At 58.4% G+C, this 16628-nt stretch carries 12 protein-coding genes; 4 read left to right on the top strand and 8 right to left on the bottom strand.

The features are described from left to right. Positions 1 to 65 precede the first annotated feature (65 nt). Positions 66 to 1028, top strand: coding sequence for a glycosyltransferase family 32 protein (locus tag QSK43_RS11850; RefSeq protein WP_332303607.1), 963 nt, complete (start codon positions 66 to 68; stop codon positions 1026 to 1028). On the opposite strand, the gene QSK43_RS11845 is transcribed toward QSK43_RS11850, so the two are convergent. Together QSK43_RS11845 and QSK43_RS11840 are read right to left on the bottom strand one after the other, a co-directional pair. Then, complete coding sequence (locus QSK43_RS11845) at positions 1020 to 1763, bottom strand: polysaccharide deacetylase family protein (RefSeq protein WP_045019752.1); 744 nt, start codon at positions 1761 to 1763, stop codon at positions 1020 to 1022. The two genes, QSK43_RS11850 and QSK43_RS11845, sit on opposite strands and share 9 nt — an antisense overlap. Continuing rightward, the gene (locus tag QSK43_RS11840; RefSeq protein ID WP_332303606.1) at positions 1760 to 2857 is read right to left on the bottom strand and encodes a glycosyltransferase family 4 protein; all 1098 of its coding nucleotides are present in this window, start codon (positions 2855 to 2857) and stop codon (positions 1760 to 1762) included. Before QSK43_RS11840 ends, QSK43_RS11845 begins: the two co-directional genes overlap by 4 nt. 127 nt (positions 2858 to 2984) lie before the next feature. On the opposite strand from QSK43_RS11840, the gene QSK43_RS11835 reads away from it, so the two are divergent. After that, a complete protein-coding gene (locus tag QSK43_RS11835; protein ID WP_332303605.1) occupies positions 2985 to 4325 on the top strand; it encodes a nucleotide sugar dehydrogenase in 1341 nt (446 codons plus the stop codon). A gap of 34 nt (positions 4326 to 4359) precedes the next feature. Beyond that, positions 4360 to 4842, top strand: coding sequence for a class I SAM-dependent methyltransferase (locus tag QSK43_RS11830; protein ID WP_332303604.1), 483 nt, complete (start codon positions 4360 to 4362; stop codon positions 4840 to 4842). A 37-nt stretch (positions 4843 to 4879) separates the two neighbouring features. On the opposite strand, the gene QSK43_RS11825 is transcribed toward QSK43_RS11830, so the two are convergent. The 4 genes from QSK43_RS11825 to QSK43_RS11810 all read right to left on the bottom strand — a co-directional run bounded on the left by QSK43_RS11825 (position 4880) and on the right by QSK43_RS11810 (position 11051). Continuing rightward, positions 4880 to 6574 (bottom strand): adenylate/guanylate cyclase domain-containing protein, encoded by a 1695-nt coding sequence (locus QSK43_RS11825; RefSeq protein ID WP_332303603.1) that lies wholly within the window; start codon positions 6572 to 6574, stop codon positions 4880 to 4882. 209 nt (positions 6575 to 6783) lie between these two features. Next, positions 6784 to 7644 carry an MBL fold metallo-hydrolase gene (locus tag QSK43_RS11820; protein WP_332303602.1) on the bottom strand — a complete coding sequence of 287 codons (861 nt, stop codon included), beginning with the start codon at positions 7642 to 7644 and terminating at the stop codon, positions 6784 to 6786. Between the two features lie 190 nt (positions 7645 to 7834). Continuing rightward, positions 7835 to 8290: a cyclic nucleotide-binding domain-containing protein gene (locus tag QSK43_RS11815; RefSeq protein WP_045019763.1), complete on the bottom strand. Its 456-nt coding sequence runs from the start codon at positions 8288 to 8290 to the stop codon at positions 7835 to 7837. Between the two features lie 43 nt (positions 8291 to 8333). Then, a complete protein-coding gene (locus QSK43_RS11810; protein WP_332303601.1) occupies positions 8334 to 11051 on the bottom strand; it encodes an ABC transporter ATP-binding protein in 2718 nt (905 codons plus the stop codon). A 345-nt stretch (positions 11052 to 11396) separates the two neighbouring features. Between QSK43_RS11810 and QSK43_RS11805 the strand changes: the two genes are divergently transcribed. Then, positions 11397 to 13217: a serine aminopeptidase domain-containing protein gene (locus tag QSK43_RS11805; RefSeq protein WP_332303600.1), complete on the top strand. Its 1821-nt coding sequence runs from the start codon at positions 11397 to 11399 to the stop codon at positions 13215 to 13217. Here QSK43_RS11805 and QSK43_RS11800 read toward each other — a convergent pair. Both QSK43_RS11800 and QSK43_RS11795 read right to left on the bottom strand, forming a co-directional pair. Beyond that, positions 13185 to 15647, bottom strand: coding sequence for a glycoside hydrolase family 2 protein (locus tag QSK43_RS11800; RefSeq protein WP_332303599.1), 2463 nt, complete (start codon positions 15645 to 15647; stop codon positions 13185 to 13187). The two genes, QSK43_RS11805 and QSK43_RS11800, sit on opposite strands and share 33 nt — an antisense overlap. After that, positions 15644 to 16627, bottom strand: a complete 984-nt coding sequence (locus QSK43_RS11795) for a DUF1839 family protein (protein ID WP_332303598.1) — start codon at positions 16625 to 16627, stop codon at positions 15644 to 15646. The genes QSK43_RS11800 and QSK43_RS11795 overlap by 4 nt, the downstream gene beginning before the upstream one ends. Position 16628 lies beyond the last annotated feature (1 nt).

The following is a 16628-nucleotide window of genomic DNA, read 5'->3' as shown; positions in this document are numbered from 1 at the left end:
CGCCATGGCTTGCCTGATGGCTCGTGTTTGGCGATATGTTAAGGAGCGTTTCCGAGTGAGGATTCATGTCCGACAAGAAATATTACGATGCCCAGCTGGATAGAGCCCGGCAGTTGCAAAATGAAGGCCAATATGGGGAAGCGAATGCGCTTCTCCTATCTCTGGTTGCAGTAAAAGACGGGCACCTGATGGGTGAGAGAACGGTTCTCGGCATGCCGCGCAGGCTGCATGCGGCGCGGCTGCGTCTCGCCAAGGCAGAAGGCGATATGGTCGCGAAGATCGGCTATCAATATACCTTGGTTCCGCCACCACAGGTGCTGGCAAAATACGCACAATTTTCCCCGGAAGAACGCCGCGCGATCAACCTGAAAAGCAGGGAGGACGTGCCAAGGATCATTCATCAGATATGGATCGGGGAAAAAGCCCCACCCGTGTCGGTTGAAGCCTGGGCCACCCATGCCGCCTCACATGGTTACGAATATCGCCTCTGGCGGGAAGCCGATCTTGAGCGGGAGGGCGTGTTCGCCAACGATGTCTTCCGGACGATGCTGGACAAGGGCGATTATCCCGGCGCTGTTGATGTGGCCCGTTATATCGTGCTGGAGCGATTTGGCGGCATCTATCTCGATTGCGACTGGTATCCGGCTCGGGACGATGTGAGTTTCGATGCTGTCCTGCCATTGACGGGGCTGACCGCGTTTGACGAACAGACCCCGCGCGACACCGGGCAGGGCAGCATGCTTCTCGCCAACTCCTTCATCGCCGCCCCGGCTGGCCATCCGGTGTTCCGCAGGATGCTGGAGGCTTTTCCGGGGATCATCGAGGAGATGCCGCGTGCGCCCGCCTGGTGGTCGACCGGCCCGCTGATCTTTACCGTCCTCGCCCGGGCTGGAAGCATCAGCCTCGCCCCGGCAGCGTTTGTTGCCGCGTCACTTGCCGATCGCGCGTCGTTTCAGGAGGTGGAGGCTGTCAGGCAGGAACTTGCCACTGGGACAGGTGGTTTGCTGATCGCCTGGAAATCATGGTGATACCTCAAGAATAAGGTCCGCCGAGGAACGCCAGCGGGCGGCGGGATGTTCAGTGGTCACCTCGAAAAGCCGTCTCAGAAAGCGCCAGACATTGTCGTCATGCACGAGATGATGGCTGAGGATGCCGGTCGTGCCACCGTCCTCCGCAGTCCGCAGGATGCGGGCGGCGGTCTCTGTGAAAAGGATGTCGTCATCGCGGCCGCCACGGCTGCCGTGCCAGTCGATCACGTCGACATGGGTATTCAGGCAAGGCGGTGCCGTCTCTTTCTCCGGACCGAAAACCGAAAGGGCGCGATATCCGAGGCCCGTCAACCCTTCCAGGATGCTGGCATCTATGCGGTTCCACGGCGGAACCAGCATGGGCACCAAACGCGCGCCATGCAGATCGTAGAGTTTTTCCAGCCCGGATTGCAACTCGTCGAGAACGATGGGCAGGTCGCGGTGCGCTCCGAGTTCCTGCTTCTTTTCTTTTTCTCTGGCATAATTCGTATGCGACCAGCCATGGACGGCGACTTGGGCAATGTCGGCCGTGTCCAGATGCCGCGCGAGCTTGTCGGTCGTCGTCTCGGGAATGACCGCGAGCGTGACCGGAGCGGAAAAGCTGCCGCAAAGATCAAGCAGCGTGTCGAGTGCCGGTGTCGGCTCCACCGCATCGTCATCTCTCAGCCAGAGATCGGCCGTTACGCCGCGCCGTCCGCATTCGTCCAGTGCCGCAACGAGTTTCTCCAGACTCATGATGTTCGTGCCTTTGCTTGTAACAGGATATGGTTCAGCTGTTTTGCGGCGTTTTCCAGAGATCGTTCATTCCTGACGAACTGGCGGGCCGCTTTCGCCAGTTCTTCGCGCCGCCTGTCATCGCCGAGCAGCGTTTCAATTGCTGCGGCATAGGCGGCTGTATCATTTTCTGGTGTCAGTAATCCGGTGGTTCCGGATTTTACCACTTCGGGAACGCCGGCCACCTCTTCGGCGATAACGGGAAGGGCAGCCGCCTGCGCTTCGAGATAGGCAAGACCATAGGCCTCGCCGTGCCCCGGCCAGACATAAAGCGATGCCCTGGAAAGAAGCGTTGCGATCTCTGGTGCGGTTTTTTCACCGTGCCAGACGAGGCGGTGATCGGGAAAAGAGCTGAACATGGCTTGCACGGCCGCGCGTTCCGGCCCATCGCCGACGATATCAAGCGTCCAGTGCAGATCTTGCGGCAAGAGGGCAAGCGCTTGAGAGAGTGCGCGATAGCTGTCGAGCTTGTCGCCCGCCCGCATCATGGCGACGGTGATGAGTTTTCCGGGCGTGGAGCGGGGTGTGTTCTTGAGAAAGGCGTCGGCATCGATAAAGGGTGGCAACATCGTCAGGTTAAGGGTTGGCGATGCACGCGAAAGCCCCTCGCGGTCCCGCGCGGTGAAACAGATATTGACCGACGCGGCGTTCAAGGCGGCCAGCAACGCGTCCTGAACCGTCTGCCAGCCCATCCCATTGCGCTTGGGGGAATAGGACGCTTCGGCGGTGACATAGGGGATATCAAAACGTCCGCAAAGCTCCGGCCCGAGCAAATCCGGGGCCTTGTAATAGGGGTGATAACAAAACCAGAGGTCTGGCGCGCCCTGCCGCTGCCAGCGCTCAGTGATGGTTTCGATCTCGCGTTCGGCCGCATCGGCGAGCAAGGTGCGAGCCGGATCATCCGCCTGTTTCAGAAAGCTGCGCAGTTCGGAGGCAACGGAAACGTCATGGTCGCCCATCGTCATAGCCTGAATCAGCAGGCGGGCCATCAACCGGTCTCCGGAAGGAACGGGATGGTTGGGTGATTTGAGCGGCGAATAAAAGGCGATCTTCATGCCGACGGTTGTGCGTTGACGACTGTTCCGGCGTCAACCGGAATTTGAAAGGGCCGAGCCTTGACAGTCCGCCCATTCTTGCCCAACTGAAAGGCATCTTTTGCACATGCGCGGAGCGTGACACGCTTTGACTTCTCCAGTTGTCTCCCAGAAATTGCTTTCCAGCATCGAAAACAAGAGCGCCAAAGCGGGCGTGATCGGCCTTGGCTATGTCGGCCTGCCGCTCGCCATGACGATCGCCAAGGCTGGCTTCAAGGTTGTCGGTTTCGATATCGATCCCGGCAAAATTACCGCGATCGATGCGGGCCGCAGTTATATCGAGGCCGTCTCGGACGAGGTGCTTTCAAGTGTCCGGCGCAATGACGGCTTTGTCGCCACCTCCGATTTTTCCAGACTGGCCGAATGCGATGTGATCGCCATCTGCGTGCCGACGCCTTTGACGAAATATCGCGAACCGGACCTTTCCTATGTTGAAAAGACCTGTCGGGACATTGCCGCGCATCTGCGGCCAGGGCAGCTCGTGGTTCTGGAATCGACCACCTATCCCGGCACGACCGACGGGGTGGTGAAGACCATTCTGGAAGGCACCGGGCTCGTGTCCGGTGCTGATTTCTTCCTCGGCTTTTCGCCCGAGCGGGAAGATCCCGGCAATCGAGATTTCGAGACCTCGACCATTCCGAAAGTCGTCGCCGGCGATGGCGAGGCGGCGGGAAAACTGATGGCGGCCTTTTACGGTTCGGTGGTCGAGAAGATCGTCCCTGTCTCGACGAATGCCACGGCTGAGGCCGTGAAAATCACCGAAAACGTCTTCCGCGCCGTCAATATCGCGCTCGTCAACGAACTCAAAGTCGTCTACGAGGCCATGGGTATCGACATCTGGGAGGTGATCGACGCGGCTAAAACCAAGCCGTTCGGTTTCATGCCGTTTTATCCCGGTCCGGGCCTCGGCGGTCATTGCATACCGATCGACCCGTTCTACCTCACCTGGAAATCGCGGGAGTATGAATTGCCGACGCGGTTCATCGAACTCGCAGGTGAAATCAACACCGGCATGCCGCGCCATGTCATCGGACGGGTGGCGGAAGCGCTCGACATTCATTCCGGCAAGGCGCTCAGCCGCTCGAAGGTGCTGGTCGTCGGTCTCGCCTACAAGAAAAATGTGCCGGATATTCGCGAAAGCCCTTCGCTTAAACTCATCGAGCTTATTCACGAACGAGGCGGCCAAGCGGCCTATTTCGATCCTCACGTGGCCGAAATCCCGAAAACCCGGGAATACAGCCACCTGATGGGCATGAAATCCGTGGAATGGGACAGGCAGACAATCGGCGCTTTCGACGCCGTTCTCGTAGCGACCGATCACGACAATGTGGACTATGCCGCACTTTGCGAGTGGTCACCGCTGATCATCGACACACGAAATGTCTTTGCGCGGCGGGACATTGCCGCAAAACACATCATCAAGGCCTGATCGCCTTCTTCAGGCATTCATGAATGGACGGAACATGAGCAGACTGGACAGTTTCATTCGCCGGTTGACCGCGCAGCGGGATATCCTCAACCATGTCGAGGCCGATCTCGATCTGCCTGACGAAGGCGCGATCATGGAAATCGGCCTTGGAAACGGGCGCACGTTCAATCATTTGCGGGAACTGTTTCCAGAACGCCGCATCGTTGCCTTCGACAGGGCCATGGGCGCACATGCCTCATCCGTTCCGCCGCAGGAAGATCTCGTGATCGGCGAAATATCGCAAACCGCTCCGGCCTTCATCGGTGTGGAAGCGGCCATGGTACATGCCGATATCGGCACGGGCTATCCGGAGAAGGATGCGATTACATTGACATGGCTGCCTCAGCTTGCTGCCGGCATGCTGGCGAAAGGCGGCGTGGCTATCAGCGGCCTGCCTCTCGATCATCCCCTGTTGAAGCCGCTGCCGGTGCCGGAAAGCGTACCGACCGACCGCTATTTTCTCTATCGCAAGATTTGAAACCGGGTAGCTCAGCGTCAAGCGCGCCGGGACTGCCTTACAGATATCGTTCGCTCTCTTCCTTCGAGAGCAGGAAAACCTTCATTTGCGAGTTTCGCCCGCGAATGGCGATTTCCTCGCTGCGCAGATCGGCAATCTCCTGCCCCGCCTGAATGATAGCGGGTTCGGAAACGACGATGGCCGCGCCGAATTCCTTGGCCTTGGTTTCCAGCCTGCTTGCCACGTTCACGGTGTCGCCTATGGCCGTCAGGGTTTTCGCCGCGCCATACCCCATGACGCCGACGATCGTCGGCCCGGCGTGAATTCCGACCACCACTTCCAGCCGCACGGCGAATTGTTTCTCCAGCCCTTCGTTCAGGATTGAAAGCTCCCGCAAGATGATTGCGGCCGCCCTCATGGCATTGCGGCAGGCATTTTCCGCGTTGTCGCCAAGGCCGAAGAGGGCCATGGCGCCGTCGCCAATAAATTTGTCGAGATGGCCGCCGGCCTGTTCAACGGCCTGGCCGACGATGGTGAAGTAGCGGTTCAGAAGAAACACGACATCGTAAGGCAGCTTGGCTTCGGAAAGCGTGGTGAAATTGCGCAGATCGCAAAAGAGGATGGCGATTTCCTCTTCCTTGCCGGGTCGGGCCGGTTGCGCGTCCGTTGGCAGGTCGCTTTGCTGGGGTGGCGAGACGAGAAGCGCAATCTGAATATCGTGGGTGGGACGTAACTGACAGCCGAGCCGTACGTCTGAATCGGCATGGATGCGCCGCAGCGTAGTTTGCTCGATGTCTCCGGGAGGCGGAAGCGTGCCATTGCTGCCGACCACCCTCACCCGACAGGTTGAACAGCGCCCTTTGCCGCCGCATACGGAATAATGCGGAATGCCTGCGAGCCTGCTGGCCTCCAGAATGCTGAGCCCGGCCGGGACACGCGCTTGCACGCCATGTTCATAACGGATTTCGATGGCGGTTGATCTCTGCCGCCAACTGCGCGCACCGCGCAATACGAAAACCAGCATTATCGCGCTCGCGAAAAGCGTCTCTGTCGCGCGGGTGATGAAGCGGATTTGCGTCTCCATCTCCCGTTGCAGCGGAATGTCGTCTCTTTGTACGAGGTTATCGACGAGCCCGGGAGGAAGCGCGTATTTTCTATCCACCTCCTCCAGCCAGCGGCCCGCATCGCTGAAACCCAGAAGCGCTAGCAGCGGCAGCATCACCGCCACCGTCATGAATATTCCGGCAATTCTCGGATACCAGTCCCGATAACGCAGCCAGAAATAGAGGCCGATACATCCGTGAATCCAGATGACAACCAAGGCGAGACTTTGCCACGCTCCTCCCATGGGGCTGTTGATCCAGAGCCGGCGAACGACCGTGTAATAGCCCACGTCGATACCGTAGAGCATGTGCGAGACACGGATATTGACGGCATGGCTGATGATCAGAAACGGGATCGACAGGCCGAAAATGACTTGAAGCGCCTCGCGAAGCGGCATGCGCAGCGTTCTGCGCTGATAAAGCGAACGCAGAACAAGACAGACATGCACTAAAACCGAGCCGTAAAACAGCAGGCTGCTGACGGGATTGAGCCAGATCAGGCTGAACCATTTTCGTGCCCGTTCGGCAGTGTCGATGGAGATGAGCGCAAGGGAGTGATTGAAAAGATGGGAAAATACGAAAGCAAATATGATGAGGCCGGATAAAATCCGGGCGCGTCTCAGGTTGGTTTCCGAAAAGAAACGGATCATACAAATCCCATCAGGTGGTCATTCGGCGCAGAATCATCATTGATTGTACCGTGGCGTCTTTAGTGCGGGGCATCTCGTGGCAATATCGTGGAGCAATCGACCGGCATCGGTCAATTGTGCGTGTTCGAATGCCCGCATGGCGAAGGATTAAATCAGGGCTTTGAAAAACTGTCGGACAGGTCAAACCTTCGTCGGAGCGAAGTTGCGGATCAAAGTTCGATGATCTGGCCGTCCATGGCCGCGAATGCGCCGCTGAACTGGGCTTTCGCCTGTTTTTCGATGTTATCCAGTTCCTCGTCGCTGCGGCTTGGGGCGTGGTGGATGAAGCCGACATTTTTTGCGCCTGCCTGCTTGGCAAGACGGATCGCCTGTTGCCAGGAGGAATGACCGTAACCGCGATAAAGGCTCATCTCGTCGTCGGTGAACATGGCGTCGTAGAGGAAGAGATCGACGTCCCTGATCAGGTCGAGCACGGTTTCATCGATGCTGCCCGGCTCGTGCTCGGTATCGGTGATGATGGCGAGGGATTTTCCTTCCCAGTCCAGCCGGTATCCGACCGCATTGCCGGGATGATTGAGCATTCCGGTTCTGACCGAGAGGCCCGGAAGAACATCAAGAGTATCGCCGGGCATAAAGTCCCGTGTCGCAATTTTTGCGCAGCAAACTTCCAGCGGCACGGGGAACCATGGCGGGCTCATGAAATCCCTGAGCATTTCCCGTGTAGTCATGGTGCCGGCGAGGTGACCCGACCAGATGGCGACATCGTTGGAGCTGTTGTAGAAAGGCTTGAAATAGGGAAAACCGACAATGTGGTCGTAATGGCAGTGGGAGAAAAACAGGTTTGCGCCGGTTATACCTTCCGCACGCAACGCCAGACCTGCAGGATGCAGCCCCGAACCCGCGTCGAACAAAAGAACATGATCTCCGCATCGTACCTCGATGCAGATGGTATTGCCGCCGTATTTTCGGAAGTTTTCACCTGAAACAGGAAGCGTTCCCCGCGCACCCCAGATTTTTACCCGAAAATTTCTATTACTTTCCCGACTTACTGTGTCGGAATCGAACGCCATGACACACCCCAATAACAACGGAATCTTGCACGCTTTCCTCCCATGAAGCCCGTTGTCTCTACAGTTTCTTATATCCGCTCTTTTTCTGGCGGACGCCCTTACCCTTATTCAGTCAGCATTTCATTTATATTGCAATGGTGCGACATTTATTTTTCCAATATCGCCCATCAAAGCAGCAAGAAATTGCGGCTCATGTTCTGGCGCTTGTGCGCGCTTTGCTCAGTTCCGTCGTCGTCTGCGTGAGACGTTCGGCGAGAACGCGCATGACCTTGATGGTGATGTCAGGGAAATCGGACATGAGCTTGAAGAACTGTTCCTTGCCGATCCGCAGGGCTTCCACATTGGTGGAGGCGCGCACGGTCGCGGTCCTGACGCTATCACAGAGAATGGCGATTTCGCCGACGATCGCATTGCCGGTCATTTCGGCCACTCTTAGCGTGCCCGAGGGAGAATCGACCAGAACATCCACTTTTCCGGTCAGAAGGACATAGGCCGCATCGCCGACATCTCCCTGCCGGAACAGCACGTCGCCAGCGTGGTAGGACACCCGATCGGACGCGAATGCGAGCAATTTCAGCTTGGACGGCTCCATTTCCGAAAAAAACGGAACCCTTTTCAACATCTGAATTTCGTCTTTAAACAGCATTGCCTTACCCTGTTATTGTTCCACCTCGGTCGCGTTCTTGGAGTTATGTTGCGACCATATCCTTGAATGTACCGTTTTCCTCAGCCAGAGTCTCGTAACTTCCGTCGGCGGTGATGAGGCCCTGATGGACGACGATGACCCGGCCGAACATGCGCGAGAGCGTCGCATTCGACAGGACCCATATGATCGAGGGGTTATTGTTGTTCTGTTTCAGGAATGTGATGACCCGCTCGACAATCTCTTCCTGCTGTCGGGGATCGAGACCGGGAAGGGGGCGGTTGAAGACATAATAGTCGGATTTGCGGATCAGCGCCCTTGCGAGATTGAGCTTCTGCCGCTGGAGCGGCCCGAGCCGCTTGCCGCCGGCGCCGAGGTTGAAATCAAGACCTACCGCCAGCACACGCTCGTAGACGCCCTGCTTGCGCATGACCTCGGCGACGATGCGGGTGATGCGCCGTGATGCATCGGTGTAACGGTGGCTGACCTTGCCGAACAAAATATTATCCAGAAGGCTGGTGGCGCTCATATATTTGGTCGGATCGTAGATTTCGATCACGTTCTTCAGGCTGTCGGGCAGGTTTTCGTGGAACATGTGCCGGACTTCGACGATCCGGTTCATGATTTCCGGTGACAGCAGGCCGAAACGCTGCCGCGGTTCGATGTAGAAGAAACTCAGCCGCAGCATCGCGCGCTTTTCGCTTTCATTGGCCTCGTCGAAACTCCGGCTCTGAAGACGTTGCAGCATTTGCTGATAGATCGGAATGTCATCGGGCGTCATGAAGGTGAGCTGCTGGAAGAAGGGGTGGTCTCCCGGCAGGTCGGCGAAGATTTCCACGATGTTTTCGGCAATCGTGTACCCCATCTCGAACAGGGTTTTGACAAGGCCGGTCTCGCGCATCAGCGAACGGAAATAGTCGCTTTCGATGACGGTCCTGATCGTCTGGGTGGAGTCCCGCATGGTGCCGAACAACAGGTTCTCGCCCACGGTCGCCTCGCTGTTGTAGCTCTCCAGCTCGAAAGGCGCGATGAGGCCGCTCAGGTTCTCCTTTTCCAGTTCGGCGCGCAGGACATGCCGCAGTTCCACGATGCGGGCGGCAAGATGCAGGTCGGTCAGGGGGTCGATCGACGAGCGCAGCGCGAATTCCAGAATATCCTGCGAGAGTTCTACGCTGTCGAGGACAGCCAGAATTGCCTTGATAAGGTTTTCCGGCTTGCCGTCACCGGCAGGGCTTGAAGCGTAGTCGATCCATTCGCTGTTGATGTCGATCGTCGGATTGCCCGCCAGCTTGGCTTCCCGGATTTCCCACTTGCGGTGTTCCAGCGCCGCACCTTCGTACTGCTTCTCGACAAGCGGCGCGTGCTTGAGTCCGTAAAGCAGATTGTCCTTGAGGCTGGCGTGGAAAAAATAGCTGTCCGAGGACACATAGGAAATGCGCCGTCCGGTGAGCGATTCCGGCAGTTCCAATATGTCGACGTCGTTGATGCTAACCTTGCCGGAGATTGGCCAGAGCGTGCGGCCGATTGCGTCCGCGAGCGCCTCTGCTCCCGAGCCACCGACGATGGCGATCACCTCGCCCGGTTCGATCTTCAGCGATGCCTGCTCCAGAAGCCTGCTGCCGCTATCGTCCTCCAGCGTCAGATTGGCAACGACGATCGGTGCGGTAATTGCCGCGACGGACCCCGGTGACAGTTTCTGCACCTTGTCGTCGATCATGTTCGACGCATCGAACTGTTCGAAGACCTGTTCGTATTTCACCTGGACATCCTGACGCGCCTGATCCCAGTCGATCAGTTCCTTCAGCGGTCCGGGCAGTTCCTTATAGGCGTTGATGACGGCGACCAGCTGTCCGACATCGAGGCTGCCCTTGAGGGTGAGATAACCGCCGAGCGCATAAAAGAAGAATGGCGTGAGCTGTGCGAGGAAGTTGTTGATGAATTTGACCAAAAACTTCCACTGGTACAGATCGTAACGGATCTTGAAGATGTCGCCGAGCCGGTGCGAGGCATCGGCGCGTTCGAAATTGGAAGTGTCATAGGCGTGGATGGTGCCGATGCCGTCAACCATTTCGCTGATACGTCCGGCAAGCTGGCGCGCGCTTAGCTGCCGCTGCCGGCCCAGTTCGATGAGGCGGCGGCGCATTTTGGGGATGATGCCCACCTGTATGGCGGCCATGAAGGCGGCAATCAGGCCCAGCCAGAAATTCTGCACGAGAATGAAGAAGAGCGCTGAGAGCGCCTGACCGCCGAGAAGCGCCGGCTGCACAAAGGCATCACCGGTAAATCCGCCCAGCGGCTCGACCTCGTCCTTCACCATGCTGGAGATTTCGGCACCCTTGACCCGCTTGAAATGCGTGGGCGGAAACCGCAGGATCCTGTCGATAAGTTCGAAGCGGATGCGCCGGAGAAGCCGCTCGCCAAGGCGGCCCTTGAAGGTATTGATGTAATATTTGAAAAGCCCGTTGATGACGACAAGCGCAAGGAATGTCAGGCTGAGAGCCATCAGCATCGACATGCGGTTGAGTTCGAGGCCGGGGAAGAGCGTCACGGTTCCCCAATAGGGAATATCGACCGTGAGATGCATGAACATCTGTGTTGCGTTCGCGCCTTCGAAACCGTCCCCCTGAATAGGTCCGTTGACGATCTGCTTGGGCAGATCGAAGGCAAGGAAATAGGGGATCATGGACAGGGCGACGATCAGCAGGATGAAGAGCTGCTGCCGCCTCGTATGCGACCAGATGTAACGCGTAAGGCTTTGTTCCATATAAAACTTCTATGACCTGTCGGGCCGGGCCCGGCGTGTTGGTTTGCGCGGTGTCGAGACGGTCAGGCTGCCGGATGGCGCAGTCCCCTCCTGCAAATAGGTATGTGACTCGCTATTTATCAGTATATTCAAGCGGTTTCGAGCAAAATAGCGCCCGTGCCAGGGCTTGCCCACTGTCACCCGCATCTGTTTTCACAGCGCCTGCGTTACAATCGATATAAACGCGACGGTATTTTTAGAATTCTCTAATGTTATTGTTTTTACTATGGAACAGGCGTTAAAACACTTCGGTATAGTGATCCCCTGGATGGTTGATCCAGACACTGGCGAATGATTGCAAGGTCAATGGCGATAGATATTTCAGAGCGTGCGAGTAGTGAACCTTCTCCAGATACGTTGTCGCTTTTCGGCGTTGCATCGGATGGAGCGATTGCGCATCCGGTTTCTTTTGAGGGGTGCACGGGTATTTTCCATCCGGCGCGCATGGAGATCAAGCGGGATCATGCGGTTCTTTTCGTCAGTCCCTGGGGTATGGAGGAGCTATGCAGCCGCAAGTTCCAGCGGGTTCTGGCCGAGCGGCTGGCCGCGTCCGGCGTCGCCAGCCTGCGGTTCGATTATCATGGCGCAGGTGATGCACTCGATCCGGAAGACGTGGGCCGGACTGCGGACTGGCTTGCCGACACGCGGGCAGCGTTCGATTATCTGAAGCGGCTTTCCGGTTGTTCCGGGGTGGTGGTCCTCGCCCAGGGACTCGGTTGCCCGATCGTCGTGCAGGCGCTTGCCGATGCGGCGGCTGCCGGTTCCATGGCGCTTCTGGCCCCCGTCGTCTCCGGCCGCGCCTATCTTCGCGAGCTGGCAATGTGGTCGTCCATGATCGACGACGGCCTTGGTCTTCGCCCCGGCCAGCGTATGGCGGAGGCGGGGGCAATTGCGGGCATGGCCATGCCGGCAAATGTTGCCGACGGGATCAAGAAGATCAATCTTGCAAATCTGGATGCCGCTCCAGCGCGCAACATTCTGGTTCTGTCGAGACCGGGCCGGGTAACCGACAGCGATTTCGCCAAACGTCTCACCACGATCGGGGTTGAGGTGGAGGAGGCGGAGTTTTCGGGTTATGACGATCTCGTCTCCAGCCCGACGCTCTCGAAAATATCCGGTGATGTGGTGAACCGGCTTCATGACTGGGTCCTGTCGAAAACCCGTGCCGGGAATGCGGTGGATCAACAGGAAGATTTTACCATCAATCCCTCGCAGCGCGGTCGCGGTTTTTTCGAGCAGCCGGTGCAGTTTGGTAAAGGCGGGCGGCTTTTCGGGGTTTTCTGCGTGCCGGACGATCGGCAGGCGGTCTCTTCGGTCCTTCTTCTCGGCGCAGCTTATGACCGGCATGCGGGTTGGGGCAGGCTTTCCGTGCAGACGGCCCGCGCGCTTGCGCGTGGGGGTGTCGCCTCTCTCCGGTTCGACGCGGCCAATATCGCCGACAGCCCTCCCGTCGAAAACGCACCCGATCAGGTCCTTTACGATGTCGCACAGAATGACGACGTGGCCGCCGCGCTTGATTTTCTCGGCCGGCGCGGCAAAGGACCTTTCATTGCGGCGGGGCGGTGCAGCGGCGCCTATCTTGCCTTCAACAGTGCGCTTGCTGACGACCGGATCGGCGCTGTGGTTGCGGTCAACCCGGTTGTCTTCCACTGGCGGAAAGGCCGCTCGGTCGATGAGGCGCTGCACAAACGACCGCGTTCCTTTGGAGAATACAGCCAACGTTTTCGCCAGGGGGCCACATTCAAGCGCCTCCTCAGCGGCGATGTCGATGTGATGAGCGCCGGGCTGAACATCGCCAAGGCGACACTCAAAAAGCTTTCGACAAAAACGGCAAGGCTTTTCCGCAGCAGCAGCGAGGAAGGGCGTGCCGTCTACAGCGCTTTTGAAAAGTTGAAGGCAAAAGGTACAGCCATCAGCCTGCTCTATAGCGACAATGACGACGGGCTCGAACATTTCCAGTATTATTTCGATGCCGATGGCAGGGGGCTATCAGCCTACCGGAATGTATCGCTGACGATTATTCCCGATGCCGATCACAATCTTTCGACGCCCGAAGCGAAAAGAGCCTATATCGATGCGGTGATGCGGCTGGCTCTAAAAGGAAAATCGCCGGCTGGAACCCAGTGACATCACGTCGCCTGAAGGCGGCGTTTCGGGTGCCGCTGTCTCCGGCAGAAGGCTGATTTTTCTGGTCTCTCCGGGGACGAGATGGAACCAGTTTTCCGAGGCGCTGTAACCTTCCGCCGCGACATGAACCGATTGCGCCAGCCGGTCCGTACCGATCTCTAGCGACCAGTTACCTTTTTCCTCGCTAACCCCCACCTGAAGATTGGCGGCATGCAGCGCCTTTTTCCGGCCGAGTGGAAAATGGAATGCGTCGGCGATGACGTGCCCGGTCGCAACCTCGCGAAGCCGGGCCACCGTCACATCATGGGATGGCGGGCCGAACCGGTAGGCATAGGTCGTATCGAAGAAAGCACCGAACAGCTCGGTTGCGGCAATTGTCTGGCCCTGTCGCGGCAAAAGCGTCAGCGGCCGTTTGGCGTGGACGACGGGCTGCGTGCCGTCACGCAGGCAGGTCAGTTCCAGCATGGTTTCCAGGCCGTCGCCGGTTTCGTTAACGAGATGAATGTCCAGCCCGTTGGTTCCTTCATCGGAAAGACTGACCTGTATCGGTCGAAACGCTCTTTTCAGCGCATGCCAGACCGATTTCGGCCTGCCGGTGGCATCGATGAGGCCCCAGCCCGCGCCGGGAACGAGATCCTGCAGGGTCCAGACCAATGCGCCCCGGCACGAGGAGCCGTCACGACGCCATTCGGCGAAGGTCGCTTCCATGACCTCGGCGGTAACGGCCCGGGACATGTCGAGATAGAGGCCGCCATCCTCGCGTCGCAACACGTCCGGTTCGACGTCGTAAAGCAGCTTCAGATAGTGGTCGCGAACGTCCTCGAAATCCCAGGAGGCACCGCGATCGCGTGGCGTGCGGGCCTTCCATCGCGGATCATGCGTCGCCAGTGCCGGGAGATGTCTGTCCAGCGTGTCCTGTTCGGGAATATTGGCGAAGGCGAGGCATTCGGCGGCAAAGCGCACGTCGGCCCGGCGGGCATCTTCCAGCGGCCGGCAATAGGCGCCCACGCCATAATAATGGCCGATCCCGGCATTGGGGAAAAAGGGCAATGTTCCGCCCGAGGGGGAGTTTGCCACGTAGACCGCATCGGGCCTTTTCCCGGCCAGCACGTCCGGCAAAATGTCCTCGGTGAGCGTTCCTTTCCATATCTGTTCCGGCAGGCCGAGCATCGCGCCCTGCTGGTACATTTCGCTACCGCCGCAGAAAATGGCGAGCGAAGGCGAAAGAGCTGTCGCCTCGAGGAACTGCGAGATTTCTGTGACGATATGCTGCCGGAGGGCATCATCTTTTGCCGGATAATCGAAGTTGGCGAGCATGGCGTCCTGCCACACCATGATGCCGAGTTCGTCGCAAAGCGCGAAGAACTCCGGCGTCTCATAAGCCATGGTGCCACCGACGCGGATCATGTTCATGCCGGCTTCGGCAGCTTTTTTGAGCCACGGCTCATAGTCCGGCCTTGTTCCGGGCAGGCGCACGATGTCAGCTGTCGTCCAGGCCGCACCGCGACAGAAAACGGATTGCCCGTTTACCCTGAGGCCGAAACCCTTGCCATCTTCGCCATAATCGATCTCCAGATTTCTGAAGCCGGTGCGGCCGAGCCGATGTTGCTTACCGTCCAGTTCCAGGACGATTTCGTGCAGCGCCGGTCTGCCGTGGGTGTGCGGCCACCAGGTCTCGACGCCGGGTATGTTGAGTTTGCCTGAGAGCTTGCCGTTTTCGTCCCTGGAAAGATCGGCGCTGTATCCGGCGCAGGTGAGCCGCGCGGATTGGAGGTCGCGGCTTGTCTCGAGGGTGATGTTGACCGTTCCCGTTCCCGTGCCGGTTTCGTCGAGTGAGGACCGGGCCGTGCAAAGCACGCTTTCCTGCCCTATCAGGCTGATGGGCCGCCATGGACCGGCAGAATGAATTTCCGGGCACCAGCCCGGCATATATCCGAGTGCCGAGGTGCGGATCATTCGCAACCCCTGTGTGTTCATCATCTGCGGCCGCCAGCGGGCGCGGGGGCCGGTTTTTTCGAGCCTTGGCGAAAGCGCCCGGAAGCAGATCGACAGTTCGTCCGCGCCTGTCAGCTGGACTGGAACCTCCAGCCTCTCGAACATGCTCTGGCTGGCGGCGATCAGTTCGCCGTTGAAGAAGATTTCCGCAATTGTCGACAGACCGTCGAAGCGCAGGATCGCCCGCTCCCGCGCATCGGAAATCATCGTCAGGCGATACCAGGCATCCCTGTCGTTAAGGGGTGTCGGGTTGAAACGGTCGAATTTCCCGGCCAGTTCCAGGGCCTGCGCCACCGTGCCGGGAACGGATACGTGAAGACTTTCAAGGGCTGCGGGAATATCGGAGGGCGTCTCGCAGGCATCGGCCGGCGTCAATGTCAGCGTCCAGCCTTCGCTCAGCAACTTTTCGCTTTCGCCGGGAAGATAAGTCCTCACGCGGCCTCGCTGGCGTTCGACAATTTTGCCGCAAGGGCGTCCATCACGCCATCCCATGCTTCCGCAGCCGGATCGAGCACGGAGGCGAGCGTATCGAACTTGCGGCGCGTGACGGCGCGGGCAAGCTGAAACTGCACGGTCTTGGCGACTTCGGATATGCGCAGCGCGTGGTCCCTGGCTTCAGAAAAACCGTCTTTGTCCAGCCATTCGAGGTGGCTTGCCGCCAGCTCGAAATTGGCGCCCAGTTGGCGCAGCGTGTTGAAGGCATATTTATGGAAAAAGCCGAAGGGCCTGTCGGCGACCTTTTCCACCTGGGCCGGAAATACGGCTGCAAAAGCCCTGACCGGGTTGGCGGACGGCCGCCTCGAAAAATGAAACTTCAGCAGCCGTTCGGCCGTCTTGCGGATATGCGCCTGTGAAGGATTGCCGTCTGCGAATTTCGCAAATTCCGTATAGGGCAGGAAGGGCGGATCGGTTTCCGCCAGATGATGCTGGAACAGGCCGTCAAAGTCTTCACCCGACAAATGGAAGAAGCCGGCATTGTGGAAGTAGTCGAGTTCCCGGTTTGTCAGATCAAGCCGGTTGATGGCGATGGTGGTCTTGCCATGTTCCTTCTGGTAGCCCACCCCATGGGTATCGGGCATATGGAAGCTGTCCATCTCGATCAGGCAGATACGGCCGCGTTCCAGCTGGGCCTCGATGTGGTTTTCCACCCGGTCGAAGATCGCAAGCTCCGTGGCGCGAACGCCATAGAGCGCTTCGAGATCTTCCAGCGGCACCTTGAAGAAGGTGAACTGGTCGCCCTCAAAATCCTGCGTCAGGGTGAAACCGAACATGGCTTCCGGCGGCAACCCTTTCGAGGCGAGTACCTCGATCCACAAATCGATGTAGCAATTGGTCTCCGGCCACATTCTGTCGGACGAATGAAGCGGATGCTGCACATAGTTTTTGGGATCGAGGCCCGGAAAAATCTGCCGCATG

The sequence above is a fragment of the Rhizobium sp. GR12 genome, assembly GCF_036596185.1.
Lineage (GTDB): Bacteria > Pseudomonadota > Alphaproteobacteria > Rhizobiales > Rhizobiaceae > Agrobacterium > Agrobacterium nepotum.
The sequence above is the reverse complement of the archived record's forward strand: the minus strand, read 5'-3'. Positions and strand labels throughout refer to the sequence as shown.